This window comes from Actinomycetota bacterium (genome assembly GCA_035765775.1).
GTDB lineage: Bacteria > Actinomycetota > CADDZG01 > JAHWKV01 > JAOPZY01 > DASTWV01.
Map to the genome: position 1 here is coordinate 129,213 of DASTWV010000043.1, position 16,118 is coordinate 145,330.

The following is a 16,118-nucleotide window of genomic DNA, read 5'->3' on the forward strand; positions in this document are numbered from 1 at the left end:
ACCGCTGAGCGGCGTGCGCACCGAGCCGGAGGGCCCGGGGAGAAGCTGAGAGGCCGGGCGCCCGGTAGGGTCAGCCCTCGATGGACAGCCCCTCGGTTCCGGCCCTGCGCCTGGAGGGCATCGCCAAGGCGTACGGCGGTCTCGAGGTGCTCCGGGAGGTGGACCTCGACCTGCCCTCCGGCACCCTGGTGCACCTCCAGGGCTCCAACGGGAGCGGCAAGAGCACCCTGCTGCGCATCGTCGCCGGCGTGACCGCGCCCAGCGCCGGGAGGGTCGCCCGCCGCCCGCCCGGGGTGGGGTACGTGCCTGAGCGCTTCCCGCCCGCACTGCGCTTCACGCCCCGCGAGTACCTGCGCCACCTGGCCCGGATCCGGGGGCGGGCCGGGGAAGGAGCCCCCGACCACCTCGTGGATCGCCTCGGTCTCAGCGGGTTCCTCGACGTCCCGATGGCCCACCTGTCCAAAGGGACGGCGCAGAAGGTCGCCGTGCTCCAGGCGCTGGCCGCCCAGCCCGGCATGCTGGTATTGGACGAGGCGTGGACCGGCCTCGAGGCCAGTGCCCGGGAGGCGCTGTCCGAGGCCGCCGTGGCCCGCCGGGACGCCGGTGGCGTGGTGGTCTTCACCGACCACCGGCACCGGGCCGCCACGCTCGTCCCCGACGCCGCCTACCTGGTGGCGGACGGCGTCCTGCACGCCGGTGCCGTCGAGGCGCCCGCGCAGGGAGACGGAGCGGGCGGCGTGCTGGTAGAGCTGGCCGGGGCGGTCGACGAGCTCTCGCCAGCGGAGCTGGGCGCCGATGTCCTCGAGCGGCACGCCACCTCCGTGGTGCTCCGGGTCGATGCCGCCCGCAGCGATGCCCTCCTGGGGGCGGCCCTCGGCCTCGGCCTGCACGTGGTGCGGGTGGAGCGGGCACCGTGATCGCGCTGTGCCGCTACCAGGTGCACGATCTCACCCGGTCGCACCGCTGGGTGGCTCCCCTGCTGGTCTACATCCTGGTGCTGGCCATGGTCTACGCCCAGCCCGCCGGCCCTGCTCCCCTGGCCTTCGGGGTGACCGCCGGGGCCCTCATACCGATCGGCGCCTGGTTGACCCGGGCGCTGCTCGGCACCGAGGACCCCATCGCCCAGCAGGTGACCGTGACCGCGGCAGGCAGCCGCGCCCGGGTGCAGGCCGCCCTGCTCGCCTCGGCCCTGGCGCTCACCGGCGTCCTCGCCGTCCTGGCGGTGCTGTGGGCGGCGGTGGCCAACCCGTCGTACACGGCCCACGGGGCGGCGGTCCTCGGCGGGCTCGGCATCCACGCCCTCTTCGGGCTGGCGGGCGTGGGCCTGGGCGCCCTGCTCAGCCCGCCCCTGGTGGTGGAGCCGGGGCCGGCGGTGCTGGGCATCGTGGGGGCCACGACCGTGAGCGTCATCCTCCGGGTGAGCCCGGCGGCCTGGGCGCTACGGGTCCTGGAGCACAACCGTCGGCATGGCTTCGCCGCCGCCATGGCGGGGCCGGTGGTCGCGCTGGGTGCCGCGGGCCTGGCCTGCGTCCTGATCGCGTTCTGGTTGGGTTCCCGGCGGCGCTGACCCGACCCCGGAAGGCATTACCCGTGCGCCACGGGGTGGTGCCAGTGGAACCGGTGGTGCTTGGACGATTCCCGCTCCGGGCGCGCCACCTGCTCCACGCCGCCCAGAGTGCCCAGTTCCTTGGCCAGCACCACGGCGCAGCCGATGAAGGTGCCGCCGATCAGGGAACCCCAGAAGGCGATGAAAACCGCCCCTGCCCCCCGGACGCCCACGCCGAACATGATGATCAGGGTGACGATGAACACCGACGGGATCCCGATCAGGGTCCCCCGGCCCAAAATGTGGGCCATCTGGACTGCGTCGTCGTCGTTGAAGCCGGAGTCCATACGGACCTCCCTCCCCGCAGACCGCCGCCCACGTTCTCAGGGGCCAATAACCACGATACGCCTCCCGGCGGCGATGTGTGCCGGCCGGCACCTCCCGCCCGGGGACTACCCGGTGAAGTCGCGCAGCTGGTTCCCGGCGCAGGGGTGGCGCAGCTTGCACATCGCCCGGCGCTCCACGTGGCGCACCCGCTCCCGGCTGAGGCCCACCAGGCTCCCCACCTGGTCCAGCGTCCGGGGTACGCCGTCGGCGATGCCGTAGCGCAGCCCGACGATCTCGCGTTCGCGGTCCGACATCCCGGCCAGGGCAGAGGCCACCCGCTCCCGGAGCATGGCCACCGCCACCACGTCGGTGGCCTCGGGGGCCTCGGTGTCCTCGATGAAATCTCCCAGCCGGGCGCTGGTCTGGTCGCCGATCGGCACGTCGAGGGAGACCGGCTCCCGGGCGGCAGCCTGCAGGCGGCGCACCTCGTCGGCCGGGATCGCCATCCAGGCGGCGACATCCTCTACGGTCGGCTGCCGGCCGAGCTGCTGCACCAGGTCGCTCTGCACCCGGCGCAGGGCGTGCACCGCGTCCACCACGTGCACCGGGAGGCGCACGGTGCGGTCCCGGTCGGCGATGGCCCGGGCGATGGCCTGGCGGATCCACCAGGTGGCATACGTCGAGAGCTTGAAGCCCCGGGTGACATCAAACTTCTCCACGCCCCGGATCAGGCCCAGGTTGCCCTCCTGCACCAGGTCGATCAGGTGCATGCCGTGGCCCCGGTAGCGCTTGGCGATCGAGACGACCAGCCGGAGGTTGGCCTCAATCATGTGGTCCTTGGCCGCCTGGCCATCGGCCCGCAGCCGGCGGCAGAGCGTGTAGGCCTCGCCCGGCCCCAGCGGCCGCTCCCCCGCCACCCCGGCCCGGCGCGCCAAAGCGCCGACCGCGGCCAGGTCGAGCCCCGCCGGGTCGGCCAGCAGTTTCTCCGCCTCGTGCCCGACGCTCATCCGGGTGGCGAGGGCGACCTCCTGCTCGGCGGTGAGCAGGGCCACCCGGCCGATCTCCCGGAGGTAGGCCTCCAGCGTGTCCTGCGACCCCGACCGCAGCGGCCCGTCCTCGGATCGGGGGTTGAGCGGGGTCCGCACGGGGCGCTCGGGCGCGTGGGCCTCGGGCTCACCCCAGCCCAGCACGTTCGAATCCTGTGGTGCAGCTCGCGACATTCCGGCCACCGAGTCCTTCCGCACTCCTCAGGCGCTCCGCCTGCGGGCAATGCTGGTTCTTTTCTCCGGCGCCCGGCAGGCCTGAACGGGGCGGGACGGGCACGAAAAAAGCCGCGGCCAGGTGGGCCTGCGGCTTCGTGGCGTCACGCCACCGGTCGTCGTGGACCGGAGCGCGCCGAGCACTGACGATGATAGCTCAGGCTGCGGCTTGTCTGCTCGATGCCGTTACGCCCGGTGCTTGGGGGCGCCGGTCTGCAGCGTCTCGGTGAGCACTTCGACCGCCCGGATGACCTCCGCCGAGACGTCGGCCATGGTCCGTCCGGAGCGCCTCGCCCGCTGCTGGATCGAGGCGAACGCATCGCCCTCGGACATCTTGCCTTTGTCCATGAGGATCCCCTTGGCCCGCTCCACCAGCTTGCGGGTCTGCAAGGCCTCCCGCAGGTCGGCGTTCTCGGCCTGGAGCGCCTCGAACTCCCGCTGGCGGGAGACCGCCAATTCCAGGGCGGAGCGCAGCTGTGCCCGGCTGACCGGCTTCATCAGGTAGGCCGCCACCCCGAGGGCAATGGCCTGGTCCACCAGCTGGGGATCCTCGTGGGCGGTGATCGCCACCACGGGGACGTGCACGCCGGCCGCCGAGATGCGCCGGGCGGCCTCGAGGCCGTCGATCTCGGGGATGACGAGGTCCAGCAGGATGGCGTCGGGGCGCAGCTCCAGCGCCCGCTCGACGGCCTGGGTCCCGGTGCTGGCCCGGCCCGCAACGCCGTAGCCCAGCTCGGCGAGCTTCTGCTCCAGGCCGAGGGCGATCACGGGGTCGTCCTCGACGATGAGGACCTTCATGGCCTACCGGGCGCCGTGCTGGTGGGGACCGGGACGGGCGCCGGGGCCGGGAAGCGGATCCCCACCGCCGTCCCCCCGTCCCCCGAGTCGATCGTCAGCTCCCCGCGCAGGCCGTCCTGCACCAGGCGCCGTACCAGCCCGAGGCCCAGGCCCTCGACCAGGCCGGTGCAGCCCTCGCCGTCGTCGGTGACCACCACCCGCCACTCGGGGCCCTCCTCGAGCGTGAGCACCAAGCGCCCACCCCTCGACCGGAATCCGTGCACCAGGGCATTGGTCACCAGCTCGTTGACGGCGACGCTGAGCCAAGTGGCCCGCTGGGGGTCGAGGTCCGGGATCGTGCCCTCGACCACCGCCTCGATCGCCCCGCCCGGCGCCATCCGTTCGGTCAGGGTGTGCAGCACGCGCTCGCACACCACCCGGGTCTGGACCTGGCCGTTGTCACTGGAGGACAGCAGGGCGTGCACCGCCGCCACCGCCTGGACCCTGCCCAGGGTGACCTCGACCACGTCCGGCAGCGATGCCTGGGGCCGGGAGGCCTCGAAGGAGAGGAGGTCGCCGACCAGCTGGAGGTTGTTCTTGATCCGGTGGTTGGCTTCGATGGCCAACACGTTCTTCAGGTCGGACTCCGCCTGCAGCCGGGCGCGGCGGGCGGACTCGGCCCGCAGGGAAGCGGCGAGGTAGCCGGCCAGGACCATGGCGCCGGCGAGGGTCCCCACCCGCAGCAGCAGGTTGCCCGGGTAGGTGTGCACCGGGGCCGCCCAGACCGCGCCGCTGTAGCCGGCCACCAGCAGGGCGAACAGCATCGCCTGTACCCGCGGGCGCTGGGTGGCGGCCACGAACGAGATCGCCAGGAAGGACAGCAGGTAGTAGTCCGAGCTATAGCCCCCGCCGTAGTAGGTGAGCGCGGCGACCAGCCCGATGAGGGCCACACCCCACACCACCAGCAGCGGCTCCTCACCCCGGCGCTCCGACCAGCGCAGCGCCAGCAGGCCGAAGACGGCGTTGGCGCCGGCGGCGACCGCGGTCAGCCCGTAGATGGCGGCGTCGTTCGTCGCCCGGTTCTGGTGGTGCGGCAGGGCGGTGGCCACCGCCACCGCGAGGGTCGAGGCGAAGCCGATCCAAATGGCCAGGCGGACCATGGTGCGGCGGGCGACCCCGAGACCGCCGTCGGCCACCGCCCGGGCGCGGACTGCGGGGCGCGCACCCGCAGGGGCTGCGCTCCGGCCCCAGCTCCCTGGCTTCGAGACTTCGGCCTGTGCGCCGCTCGCCACCTGTGCCTCCCTACTTGAGCAACTGCTTCAATCCTACGCCGGGGGCCGGGCCATCCCGGACTCGGGGACGGATCCCCACGAGCATGCCGCCCGCCACCGGGATGTTATATTGAACCAATCGGTTGACCATCTGGAGGCACAGCATCGGCGTCGACGTCGTCACCGAGATCGAGATCCAGCGCCCACGTGCAGTGGTGGCCGCCTATGCCGCCGACCCGGACACCGCCACCGCCTGGTACGAGAACATCAAAGCGGTGGAGTGGCAGACCCCCAAGCCACTCGCTGTGGGGTCCCGGATCACCTTCGTGGCCCAGTTCCTCGGCCGGAGGATCGCCTACACCTACGAGATCGCCGAGCTGGTCCCCGGCGAGCGGCTGGTCATGGCCACGAGCGAGGGCCCGTTCGCCATGGAAACCACCTACACCTGGGACGAGGCGGGCGAGGCCACCACGGTCATGACGCTGCGCAACCGGGGCGAGCCCTCCGGCTTCGCCAAGGTGACCGCCCCGATGATGGCCCGGGCGATGCGCACCGCCAACCGCAAGGACCTCGCCCGCTTGAAGGGGATCCTCGAAGCCGCCGGATGACCATGCTGGCAGCCCCGGTCGTCCCCGCAGTGGCAGAATCCGGGGATGCGTGCTCCCGGCCGGGCAGCGGCCCCTGCGGCCTGGGCCGGCCTCCTGGTTATCAGCACCCTCCTCGCCGGCCTGCTCGCCGCGTGCGGCACCAATACCGCTGACCTCCCCCACGCCGGTGGCGTCCTGCAGCGGGCCGCCCAGGCCATGGCCGGGGTCTCCAGCACGGCGTTCTCCCTCTCGGTGAGCGGGGACACCTCGGCCCTCCCCATCACCTCGGCCGACGGGCGCATCCAGAAGGATGGCCAAGCGGACGGCGATCTGGTGATCGGCGGCCAGAACTACCCCTTCCGCCTGCTCGGGGGGACCTTCTACCTGCAGAACCCGGACAACTCGTGGGTCAGCTCGCCGCCCGCCTACGACCCGACCACGTTGCTCGACCCCACCATCGGCCTCGCCTCGCTGCTGTCCGGGACCACCGGCGGGAAGACGGTGGGCCAGACGTCGATGCAGGGGCAGACCACCGACGAGGTACAGGCCCGGGTGCCGAACACCCTCATCAAGCAGCTCACCGACCTGACGAAGGGCCAGAACACGCTGGCGGCCACGATGTGGATCGGGGACACCACGGGGCTGCTCTACAAGTTCGCCATCCCGTTCCGGGCCCCCGACACCGACGGACCGACGACGGTCACGGTCACGTTGAAGGACTACAACAAGCCCATCCACATCGTGGCGCCCAAGACCTGACCCCGAAACCTACCCCAGGAGGAGCGATGGCCAAGCTGCGGGTGCACAACCTCGCGATGTCGATCGACGGCTACGTCGCCGGGCCCGACCAGAGCCGGGATGACCCCCTCGGGGTGGGCGGCCTCCGCCTGCACGAATGGGTCTTCGAGACCCGGAGCGGGCGGGCGATGATCGGCCAGGAGGGGGGCAGCGAGGAGCTGGACGACGAGTACCTGCGGACGGCGAACGACGGGGTCGGCGCCACCGTCATGGGGCGCAACATGTTCGGTCCCATCCGGGGCCCCTGGGGCGACGACCCGTGGTCGGGTTGGTGGGGGGACGACCCGCCCTACCACCACCCGGTCTTCGTGCTCACCCACCACGCCCGCCCGCCGATCGTGAAGGAGGGCGGGACGACCTTCCACTTCGTCACCGGCGGCATCGAGGCAGCCCTGGAGGCGGCAGTGGAGGCCGCCGCCGGGGCCGATGTGCGGCTGGGCGGCGGGGCCTCCACCGTGGCGCAGTACCTGCGGGCCGGGCTGGTGGACGTGCTCGGCCTGGCCCTGGTCCCCGTCCTCCTGGAGGCCGGCGAGCGGATCTTCGACGACATGCAGGGAGCTCTGGAGGGCTTTGCCTGCACCGGGTTCGCCGCCGGCGACTCAGTCCTGCATGCCACCTTCACCAAACCCAGGGCCGGGGCCTGACTACATCGTGGCCGAGGCGTCGACGGCGAAGATGCCAATCGAGTTGCCCTCGGTGTCCTCGGCGACGGCGAAGTAGCCCATCCCGGGGATCGGGGTCTTGCCCATGGTGATCTTGCCGCCCGCCGCGGTGATCTTCTCGGCGCCCTCCTCGATGGTGGGCACGCTCATCGTGATCCGGGTGGCCTCGTTGCCCGGCCCCCGCTGCATCAGGGCGCCGTCGATGCCCGGGTTGGAGTCGCCGGTGCTGGCCATCCCGTAGTACGACGGCGCGCCCGGGAAGGCGTTGATGGTCCAACCGAACACGCGGCTGTAGAACGCCGCCGCCCGGTCGGGGTCGTCGACGGGGATCTCGAAGTGGTTGGGACGCAAACCCATGGCCATCCTCCTTCTGCTCGGATGAGACAACCCTATCCCGGGAAATGCCCCCCGGCGAGGGGGCACTGTGGACGGAGCAAGGCGGAAATTTCCAGCAGATTTCCGGCCACCGGTCTGGACCCAGGCGGGCCTCGGCGCCCCACCGCATGACTTTGCCGGCCAAGCCCGCGATAATCCCGCCCCATGTCCACCCCACACGCCGCTGACGCTGCCGGCGCGCGGCCCGGGAGTACCTACCGGGCCGGGCGCCACTTCCTGTTCGTGCCCGGGCCCACCAACGTGCCCGACCGGGTGCTGCGGGCGATGCACCGGCCGATGGAGGACCACCGGTCCTCGGCCTTCCCGGAGCTCACCCGCTCGCTGCTGGCCGACCTGCCGAAGATCGTCGCCACCGAGTCCGGCCAGCCGTTCATCTTCGCCGCCACCGGCACCGGCGGCTGGGAGGCCGCCCTGGTGAACACCTGCTCGCCGGGGGCCAAGCTGCTGGGGGTGCGCAACGGGCAGTTCAGCCACCTGTTCATCGAGACCGCCCGCAAGTTCGGCTTGGACGTCCAGGTCATCGAGGTCCCCTGGGGCGAAGCGGTGCCCGCCGATCAGGTCGAGGAGGCGCTCCGGGCCGACGCCGGCCACGAGATCACCGGCGTCCTCGTCGTGCACAACGAGACCGCCACCGGCGTCACCAGCGACATGGCGGCGGTCCGGGCGGCCATCGACGCCGCCGGCCACCCGGCCCTGCTCTACGTCGACGGGGTCAGCTCGATCGGCAGCCTGCCGTTCCAGATGGACGAGTGGGGCGTCGACCTGGCCATCTGCGGCTCCCAGAAGGGCCTCATGCTGCCGGGCGGGCTCGGGATGGTCTTCGCCAGCCCGAAGGCGATCGCGGCCGGGGAGACGGCCACCTGCCCCCGCAGCTTCTTCGACTTCGGCTGGATGGCGTCGGCCAACGCAACCGGCTACTTCCCGTACACCCCGGCCCTCGGCCTGCTGTTCGGGCTCCGGGAGGCGCTCGACATGCTCTTCGAAGAGGGGCTCGACAACGTCTTCGCCCGCCACGTCCGGCTCGCCGGCGGCGTGCGGGCGGCGGTGGATGCCTGGGGCCTCGCGCAGTGCTGCACGCAGCCCGACCGGGCCTCCAACAGCGTGACCGCGGTCATGACCGGCGCCAGCCCGGCGGTGATCGACATCGCCTTCAAGACCTACAACCTGTCGCTCGGCGGCGGCCTCGGCCAGATGGCCGGCAAGCTGTTCCGCATCGGCCACCTGGGCGACCTCAACGAGCTCATGCTCCTGGGGGCGATCGCCGGGGCCGAGATGGCACTGGCCGACGCCGGCGTGGCGGTCGAGCCCGGATCGGGCGTGGCGGCCGCCCAGGGCCACTACCGCGGGAGCGCCCGATGAGCTTCACCCATCACCACCCCGCCCGCACCCGGCTGCAGCGCAGCGAGCTGTGCGTCCCGGGATCCCGCCCGGAGTTCTTCCCCAAGGCGCTCGGCGGTGCTGCCGACACGATCATGCTCGACCTCGAGGACGCCGTCGCCCCCGACGACAAGGAGGCCGCCCGGCGTTATGTCATCACCGGCCTGCAGACCCTGGACTGGCGGGGCAGGGGCAAGACGGTGTCGTTGCGTATCAACGGGATCGACACCCACTACATGTACCGGGACGTCATTGACGTCGTCGAGCAGGCGGGCAACCACCTGGACACCATCCTGATCCCGAAGGTGGGGGTCCCGGCCGACGTCTACCTGGTGGACGCCCTGCTCAGCCAGATCGAGGACGCCATGCGGATGAGCCACCGGGTGGGCATCGAGGTGCTGATCGAGACCGCCCTCGGGGTGGCCAACGTCGAAGCAATCGCCCAGTCCAGCCGGCGGTTGGAGGCCATGCACTTCGGCCCGGCCGACCTGGCCGCCAGCCTCCGGGCGCGCACCACGAGCATCGGCGGGCTGAACCCGAACTACCCGGGCGACCAGTGGCACGCGTCGCTCAGCCGCATGGTGGTGGCCTGCCGGGCCTATGGCCTGCGCCCGATCGACGGCCCGTTCGGCGACTTCAGCGATCCCGCCGGCTTCGAGGCCGCCGCCCGCCGGGTGGCCGCCCTGGGCTACGAGGGCAAGTGGGCGATCCACCCCTCGCAGGTCGCCCTGGCCAACGGCGTGTTCACCCCGTCCACCGAGGAGATCGACCGGGCGGCGCGCATCCTGGTTGCCCTGGAGGAGGCCGCCGCCGCGGGCAAGGGTGCCGCCGTGCTCGATGGCAAGATGATCGACGCCGCATCGGCGCGCATGGCCGAGAACGTCGTGGCGCTGGCGGAGTTGCTCCCCAAAGTCGACGCGTAGTACACGACCGATGGACCTGCACGAATACCAGGCCAAGGAGCTGCTGGCCCGCTTCGGCGTCCCGGTGCCCCTGGGCCAGGTCGCCAGCACCGAGGAGGAGGCCCGCCAGGCCGCCGAGCAGCTGGGCGGCGAACGCTGGGTGGTCAAGGCCCAGATCCACGCCGGCGGGCGGGGCAAGGCCGGGGGCATCCTCACCGCGTCCACCCACGACGAGGTCGCCCAGGCCGCCGGGCGCCTGCTGGGCAACCGGCTGGTCACGCTGCAGACCGGGCCGGGCGGCAAGGTGGTGAGCCGGGTGTACATCGAGCCGGCGGTCGCCGTCGCCCGGGAGCTCTACGCCGCCTTCGTGCTGGACCGGGCCGCCGAGCGGGTGTGCGTCATGGCGTCGTCCTCGGGCGGCACCGAGGTGGAGGACCGGGCGCACGACGACCCCGGGGCGCTGCGCAAGGAGGTTGTCGAGCCCGCCGTCGGCCTGCAGGCCTTCCAGGCCCGGGAGCTCGCCTTCGGCCTCGGGCTGCGGGGGGCGCAGATCCGGACGGCGACCCAGACCCTGCTGGGCGCCTACCGGGCGTTCCGGGACCTCGACGCCACCCTCATCGAGTTCAACCCGCTGGCGGTGACCGAGGCGGGCGACGTCGTCGTGCTCGATGCCAAGATGTCGATCGACGACAACGCGCTCTTCCGCCAGCCCGCCCTCCGGGAGCTGCGGGACGCCACCCAGGAGGACGCCCGGGAGACCGAGGCGGTGCGCCACGGCCTGAGCTACATCGGGCTCGACGGGTCGATCGGCTGCATCGTCAACGGCGCCGGGCTGGCGATGGCCACCATGGACCTCATCAAGCACGCCGGCGGGGAACCGGCCAACTTCCTCGACATCGGGGGCGGGGCGTCGCCCGAACGGGTGGCCACCGCCTTTACCCTGGTGGTCTCCGACCCGCAGGTCAAAGCGGTGCTGGTGAACATCTTCGCCGGGATCAACCGGTGCGACTGGGTGGCCACCGGCATCGTGGAAGCCGCCCGCAAGGTGGGGCTGAACGTGCCCCTGGTGGTGCGGCTGGCCGGCACCCACGTCGAGGAGGGCCGCCGGATCCTCAAGGAGAGCGGGATCGCGGTCGAGGTGGCCGCCGAACTGGCCGAGGCCGCGTCGCTGGTGGTCACCGCAGCCGGGGCGGCGGTGGCGGGGTGAGCATCCTCATCGACTCCACCACCAAGCTCATCCTGCAGGGCTTCACCGGGGACAAGGGGACCTTCCACGCCCAGGAGGCGATGGACTACGGGACCGATGTCGTCGGGGGCGTGACGCCCGGCAAGGGGGGCTACGTCCACCTCGGGCTGCCGGTGTTCGACACCGTCAAGCAGGCGGTGCACGCCACCGGGGCGACGGTGTCGCTGAACTTCGTCCCCGCCCCGTTCTGCGCCGACGCCATCATGGAAGCGGCCGACGCCGGGGTCCGCCTGGCGGTGGTGATCACCGAGGGGATCCCGCTGCAGGACATGATGCGGGTGAAGAACTACCTGCTGCGCTACCCGCCCGGCGACCGCATGATGCTGGTGGGCCCCAACTGCGCCGGGGTGATCAGCGTGGGCCAGGCGATGGTCGGCATCATGGCCGGACACATCTACCAGCCCGGCCCGGTGGGCATCGTCGCCCGGTCCGGCACGCTGGGCTACGAGGCGGCCGCCCAGATGGCCGCCCTCGGGATCGGGGTGACCACCAGCGTGGGCATCGGCGGCGACCCGATTGGCGGGTGCTCCTTCGTGGATGTCCTGCGCCTCTTCGAGAACGACCCCGAGACCAAGGCGGTCATGCTGATCGGCGAGATCGGCGGCGCCTCCGAGGTGGCGGCCGCGGTGTACGCCAAGGACGAGATGACCAAGCCGGTGGCGGGCTTCATCGCCGGGCGGACCGCTCCCCCGGGCCGGCGGATGGGCCACGCCGGGGCGATCATCGCCCACCGGGGCGACTCGGCGGCCGAGAAGTCGGCGGCGATGGCGGCGCTCGGGATGGAGATGGCGCCCAGCGCCTCGGAGCTGGGCTCGGTCATGGCCCGGGTGCTGGGGACCGCCGGGTAGTTGCGCTACACGAAGTGGTAGGCGTCATACGGCGAACCGTCGTTGGAGGGGTCGTAAGCCACCTGGGTGTAGCCGCCATCGGGTGTGGCTGCCATGCCGACGATGAACCGGGTCCGGCGCACGTCGGGTGGCAACGCATTGAAGCCACCGTGGTACTGGGCATCACCGAAGGAGTAGATCGCTCCGTCAGCAGCCGTCAGCCAGTAGCCGTTCCCGCTCATGGTCCAGGCACCCCCGACGATGTTGGAGCCGAGGGCGGCCGGCAGGTTGAGGTCGGGGATTGACCCCAGCGACGGCGCCCCGTCGTAGGCGGTGATGCTGCCATCGTTGCCGACCGCGATGAAGCCGCCGTGCAGGCGCTGGATGACCGCTCCCATCTCTGCCTCCTCATCGGAAAGGTGGACCGCCGCGGGCGCATCTACCGCTTCGTAGTCGGGAATCCCGTAGCCGACGATGTGGGCGGGGTTCCGCTCCCGTGCGTAGAACCCGCCGCCGTTGTCCTGCGACCCACCGTCGCCGCTCGACGTGTTGCCCTCGTAGGTCTGCACGCGGGGCTGCACCTGGTCCGTCCGCACGATCCCGACGTGCTGGATGCCCATTTGCCGGTCCGGGAAGTCAAAGAACGCCACCCGCCCGGCGGCGGGGGTGTCGGTCCAGCGACCTGCCCGCTTGAAACCATCGGCCATCGTCGGCGTATAGGCCGACTCGGAGGGAAGTTTGATGCCGACCTGGCGCATGAGCCAGACGACCGCGTCGGCACACCAGGCTTGACAGGGTCTGCCGACCTTCTTGGAGAACTTCTGGCAGTTGCTGTCCCGCGGTGACTCCGTGATCCCGATCTGCTGCTCGGCAAGCTTCAGGACGTCGTCAGCGGTTGCCATGAGTTGCCCCCACCTTGCCCCCGGTCATTCGGTCAGCCCCGGGACCGCCGGTGCCTTGCGGGTCAACTCGACCGCCCGCCAGCAGTACCAGGCGGCGACGCTGCGGTAGGGCCGGAACACCTCGCCCTCGGGCAGGAGTGCCTTGGGGGTCGGGATCGCCGGCAGGCCGTGCATGATCGACCACCCGTTGCGGACGCCGTAGTCGAGGATGGGCCACACGTCGAGGCGGTGGAGGTCGAAGAGGAGGAACATCTCGGCGGTCCACGGGCCGATGCCCCGCACCACGGTGAGGCGCCGGACCACCTCCTCGTCGCTGGCCCGGCTGATGCCCCGCAACGGGACCGTGCCGTCCAGCACCTTGGCGGCCAGGTCCTTGATCGACTTCGCCTTGTTGGCCGACAGCCCCGCCGCCCGCAGCACCTCGTCGGGGGTGGCGGCAACCGCCTCCGGGATCATCCCGTCCGGGAAGGCCGCGACCACCCGAGCCCAGATCGCGCTGGCCGCCGCCCCGGCCAGCTGCTGGAAGACGATGGCCTCGGCGAGGGAGAGGAACGGGTCGGGCTGGCGGGCTTTCGGCAGGTGCATCGGCCCGGCCCGCTCGATGACGGCGGCGAGAGCCGGGTCCCGCCGGGCCACCTCGGCGGTGGCCGCTGCGAGTCCCACCCGTCCTCCCATGGCCGCGAATGGTAGCCGCGCAACGGTATCGGGGTAGAACCTTTCCATGCCGGTGATCATCGGCACCTCCGGCTGGCAGTACCGCCACTGGCGGGGCCTCTTCTACCCCCAGGAGTTGGCAGCCGCGCACTGGCTGCCCTACTACGCCGAGCGCTTCGCCGCCGTCGAGGTGAACAACACCTTCTACCACCTGCCCGAGAAGTCGACCTTCGCCGGGTGGGCGGAGCGGACCCCGGCCGGCTTCCGGGTGGCGGCCAAGATGAGCCGCTACCTCACCCACCTGAAGCGCCTGCACGAACCGCAGGAGCCCGCCGCCCGGTTCCTGGAGCGGGCTGCCGGCCTCGGGGACAAGCTGGCGGTGGTGCTGCTGCAGCTGCCCCCCCGGATGCGGGCGGACCCGGGCGCCCTGGACGAGACCCTGTCGGCGCTGCAGGCGGGCCCGCCGGTGGCGGTCGAGTTCCGGGACGACTCCTGGGACACCGAGGAGGTGCACGGGGTGCTGGAGCGGCACCAGGCCGCCTGGTGCCTGGCGGACAGCCAGCGGCGAGGGGTGGCGTTCCGGCGGACCGCCGGGTGGACCTACATCCGCTTCCACGACGGGGAGGGCTCACCGGAGGGCTGCTACCAGCCCCACCAGCTCAAGGCCTGGGCGGGCCGCCTCGCCGAGACCTGGGGGCCGCGGGCCACGATCTACGCCTTCTTCAACAACGACGGCAACGGGTGCGCCCCCCGGGACGCCGGGGTCTTCGCCGACGCCTGCCGGGATGCGGGCCTGGACCCGACCCGGACGCCCGAGGCGGGAGCCCCTCTCGTGTGAATCCTGCGCCGCATCTTCAACGTTGGAGCGGCGAAAGGAGCGAGTCCTAGGCCGGCCCAGCGGCCCAACGGGTTGGCGACCGGAGCTACCCTGGGCGGCATGGATGCCGACGACGCCCGTTTCCCGACTCTCGACGAGCACGAGATGGCAGCCCTGGATGCCCTGGGGACCCGCCGCCTGGTCGCCGCCGGCGAGTACCTCTACCGCTCGGGCGACGCCACCTACGACTTCTACGCCGTGGTGTCGGGGACCGTCGAGATCACGGTTCCCGACGACGCCGGTGGCCAGTACGTCCTCACCCAGCACACCCCCGGCCGATTCCTGGGCGAGCTCAACCTGGTGACCGGCCTGCGGGTCTTCGCCACCGCCCGGGCGGTGGAGGCGGGCGAGGTCATCCAGGTGCCGAGAGCGGTGCTCCGCCACCTGATCGCCACCAGCCCCACGCTGGGGGACAAGGTCCTGGGCGCCTTCCTCGCCCGCCGGGAGGGCCTGCTGACCCAGGCGCGAGCGGCCATCCAGGTGGTCGGCAGCCGGTTCTCGCCCGGCACCCCGGAGCTCCTGGAGTTCCTCAACCGGCTGCAGGTGCCCTACGCCTGGCGGGACCCGGACCGGGAGGACGAGGTGGAGCAGGCGCTTCCGGCATTCAACATCGAGCCGGGCGACCTCCCGGCGGTCATCGTCTCCGGGAAGGTGCTGAAGCGGCCGACCCCGGGAGAGCTGTCGGAGTACCTCGGGCTCACCCTGGCCAGCCTGCCGGGCCGGTGCTTCGACCTGGTGGTGGTCGGCAGCGGCCCAGCCGGGCTGGCTGCCGTGGTGTACGGCGCCTCGGAGGGCCTGCGGACCCTCGGCTTGGAGATGGCCGGGGTGGGCGGCCAGGCCGGGTCCAGCTCCCGCATCGAGAACTACCTGGGCTTCCCCCGGGGCGTGTCGGGCACCGAGCTGACCACACGTGCCGTGGTGCAGGCGGAGAAGTTCGGGGCCAACCTGTCGGTCCCGTGCACCGCCGTGTCGCTCGACGAGCGGGCCGGCCACCTGGTCGTCACGCTGTCCGACGGGACCGAGGTGGGCGCCCGGGCGGTCATCGCCGCCACCGGTGCCCGCTACCGTCGGCTGGAGGCGGAGGGCCTCGCCGACTTCGAGGGCAACGGGGTGCACTACTCGGCGACGAAACTGGAGGCCGCCATGTGTGCCGGCTCCCCGGTGGTGGTGGTCGGGGGCGGCAACTCCGCCGGCCAGGCGGCGGTCTTCCTGGCGGAGAACGGCAGCCCCACGACGGTCGCGATCCGGGGGTCCGACCTGGGTGCCAGCATGTCCCGGTACCTGGTGGACCGCATCGAGGACGACCACCGCATCCAGGTCCTGACCGGGACGACGGTGACCGCCCTGCAGGGTGAGCGGGCGCTGGCCTCGATCCGGGTCTCCGGGGGGGACGGGGAACGGGTCCTGCCGTGCCTCGGCCTGTTCTCGTTCATCGGGGCCGAGCCGTCGTCCGGCTGGCTGTCGGGCTGTGCCGCCCTCGATGACCGGGGCTTCGTCCTCACCGACCGGTCGCTGACCGCCGACCAGCTCGACGGGCGGTGGATCACCGGCCGGGACCCGCTGCCCTTCGAGACCAGCTTCCCGGGACTGTTCGCGGTCGGCGACCTGCGGGCCGGCTCGATGAAGCGGGTGGCGGCCGCCGTGGGTGAGGGCTCCTCAGCGGTCCGGTCGGTGCACGAGTACCTGGCGTTCGACCACTCGACCCCCTAA

Annotated in this window: 18 protein-coding genes; 11 read left to right on the forward strand and 7 right to left on the reverse strand. The window is 72.0% G+C overall.

All coding sequences use genetic code 11. The features are described 5' to 3' along the window. Positions 1–80 precede the first annotated feature (80 nt). Together VFW71_09985 and VFW71_09990 are read left to right on the forward strand one after the other, a co-directional pair. Positions 81–917, forward strand: a complete 837-nt coding sequence (locus VFW71_09985) for an ABC transporter ATP-binding protein (GenBank protein ID HEU5003092.1) — start codon at positions 81–83, stop codon at positions 915–917. Next, positions 914–1,567 (forward strand): hypothetical protein, encoded by a 654-nt coding sequence (locus tag VFW71_09990; protein HEU5003093.1) that lies wholly within the window; start codon positions 914–916, stop codon positions 1,565–1,567. Before VFW71_09985 ends, VFW71_09990 begins: the two co-directional genes overlap by 4 nt. 17 nt (positions 1,568–1,584) lie before the next feature. On the opposite strand, the gene VFW71_09995 is transcribed toward VFW71_09990, so the two are convergent. From VFW71_09995 to VFW71_10010, 4 genes are all read right to left on the reverse strand, one after another. Next, a complete protein-coding gene (locus VFW71_09995; GenBank protein HEU5003094.1) occupies positions 1,585–1,893 on the reverse strand; it encodes a hypothetical protein in 309 nt (102 codons plus the stop codon). Positions 1,894–1,998: 105 nt separating this feature from the next. Beyond that, positions 1,999–3,063, reverse strand: a complete 1,065-nt coding sequence (locus tag VFW71_10000; protein ID HEU5003095.1) for a sigma-70 family RNA polymerase sigma factor — start codon at positions 3,061–3,063, stop codon at positions 1,999–2,001. A gap of 255 nt (positions 3,064–3,318) precedes the next feature. After that, positions 3,319–3,930 (reverse strand): response regulator, encoded by a 612-nt coding sequence (locus tag VFW71_10005; protein HEU5003096.1) that lies wholly within the window; start codon positions 3,928–3,930, stop codon positions 3,319–3,321. Next, a complete protein-coding gene (locus VFW71_10010) occupies positions 3,927–5,201 on the reverse strand; it encodes a sensor histidine kinase (GenBank protein HEU5003097.1) in 1,275 nt (424 codons plus the stop codon). The genes VFW71_10005 and VFW71_10010 overlap by 4 nt, the downstream gene beginning before the upstream one ends. Positions 5,202–5,344: 143 nt before the next feature. Between VFW71_10010 and VFW71_10015 the strand changes: the two genes are divergently transcribed. From VFW71_10015 to VFW71_10025, 3 genes are read left to right on the forward strand one after another with little or no spacing between them, the layout of a single operon-like run. Continuing rightward, a complete protein-coding gene (locus VFW71_10015; GenBank protein HEU5003098.1) occupies positions 5,345–5,788 on the forward strand; it encodes an SRPBCC family protein in 444 nt (147 codons plus the stop codon). A gap of 45 nt (positions 5,789–5,833) precedes the next feature. Further along, entirely contained in the window at positions 5,834–6,526 is a 693-nt protein-coding gene (locus tag VFW71_10020) for an LppX_LprAFG lipoprotein (protein HEU5003099.1), read from the forward strand. Between the two features lie 26 nt (positions 6,527–6,552). Continuing rightward, positions 6,553–7,209 (forward strand): dihydrofolate reductase family protein, encoded by a 657-nt coding sequence (locus VFW71_10025; protein ID HEU5003100.1) that lies wholly within the window; start codon positions 6,553–6,555, stop codon positions 7,207–7,209. Here VFW71_10025 and VFW71_10030 read toward each other — a convergent pair whose 3' ends face one another. Further along, on the reverse strand, positions 7,210–7,584 hold the full coding sequence (locus tag VFW71_10030; protein ID HEU5003101.1) for a VOC family protein: 375 nt from the start codon (positions 7,582–7,584) through the stop codon (positions 7,210–7,212). It lies immediately after the preceding gene. Positions 7,585–7,767: 183 nt separating this feature from the next. Between VFW71_10030 and VFW71_10035 the strand changes: the two genes are divergently transcribed. Genes VFW71_10035 through sucD form a run of 4 tightly spaced genes read left to right on the forward strand, consistent with a single transcriptional unit; the run spans position 7,768 to position 11,996 of the window. Continuing rightward, complete coding sequence (locus tag VFW71_10035) at positions 7,768–8,982, forward strand: aminotransferase class V-fold PLP-dependent enzyme (protein ID HEU5003102.1); 1,215 nt, start codon at positions 7,768–7,770, stop codon at positions 8,980–8,982. After that, positions 8,979–9,923 carry a CoA ester lyase gene (locus VFW71_10040; protein HEU5003103.1) on the forward strand — a complete coding sequence of 315 codons (945 nt, stop codon included), beginning with the start codon at positions 8,979–8,981 and terminating at the stop codon, positions 9,921–9,923. Before VFW71_10035 ends, VFW71_10040 begins: the two co-directional genes overlap by 4 nt. Positions 9,924–9,933: 10 nt before the next feature. After that, the gene (locus tag VFW71_10045) at positions 9,934–11,109 is read left to right on the forward strand and encodes a malate--CoA ligase subunit beta (GenBank protein ID HEU5003104.1); all 1,176 of its coding nucleotides are present in this window, start codon (positions 9,934–9,936) and stop codon (positions 11,107–11,109) included. After that, positions 11,106–11,996 (forward strand): succinate--CoA ligase subunit alpha, encoded by an 891-nt coding sequence (gene sucD / locus VFW71_10050; GenBank protein HEU5003105.1) that lies wholly within the window; start codon positions 11,106–11,108, stop codon positions 11,994–11,996. Before VFW71_10045 ends, sucD begins: the two co-directional genes overlap by 4 nt. 5 nt (positions 11,997–12,001) lie before the next feature. On the opposite strand, the gene VFW71_10055 is transcribed toward sucD, so the two are convergent. Further along, positions 12,002–12,877 carry a CHAP domain-containing protein gene (locus VFW71_10055; protein HEU5003106.1) on the reverse strand — a complete coding sequence of 292 codons (876 nt, stop codon included), beginning with the start codon at positions 12,875–12,877 and terminating at the stop codon, positions 12,002–12,004. A 24-nt stretch (positions 12,878–12,901) separates the two neighbouring features. Continuing rightward, entirely contained in the window at positions 12,902–13,540 is a 639-nt protein-coding gene (locus VFW71_10060; protein HEU5003107.1) for a DNA-3-methyladenine glycosylase 2 family protein, read from the reverse strand. A 58-nt stretch (positions 13,541–13,598) separates the two neighbouring features. Between VFW71_10060 and VFW71_10065 the strand changes: the two genes are divergently transcribed. Both VFW71_10065 and VFW71_10070 read left to right on the forward strand, forming a co-directional pair. Continuing rightward, positions 13,599–14,369 carry a DUF72 domain-containing protein gene (locus VFW71_10065; GenBank protein HEU5003108.1) on the forward strand — a complete coding sequence of 257 codons (771 nt, stop codon included), beginning with the start codon at positions 13,599–13,601 and terminating at the stop codon, positions 14,367–14,369. Between the two features lie 99 nt (positions 14,370–14,468). Further along, a complete protein-coding gene (locus tag VFW71_10070) occupies positions 14,469–16,118 on the forward strand; it encodes an FAD-dependent oxidoreductase (protein ID HEU5003109.1) in 1,650 nt (549 codons plus the stop codon).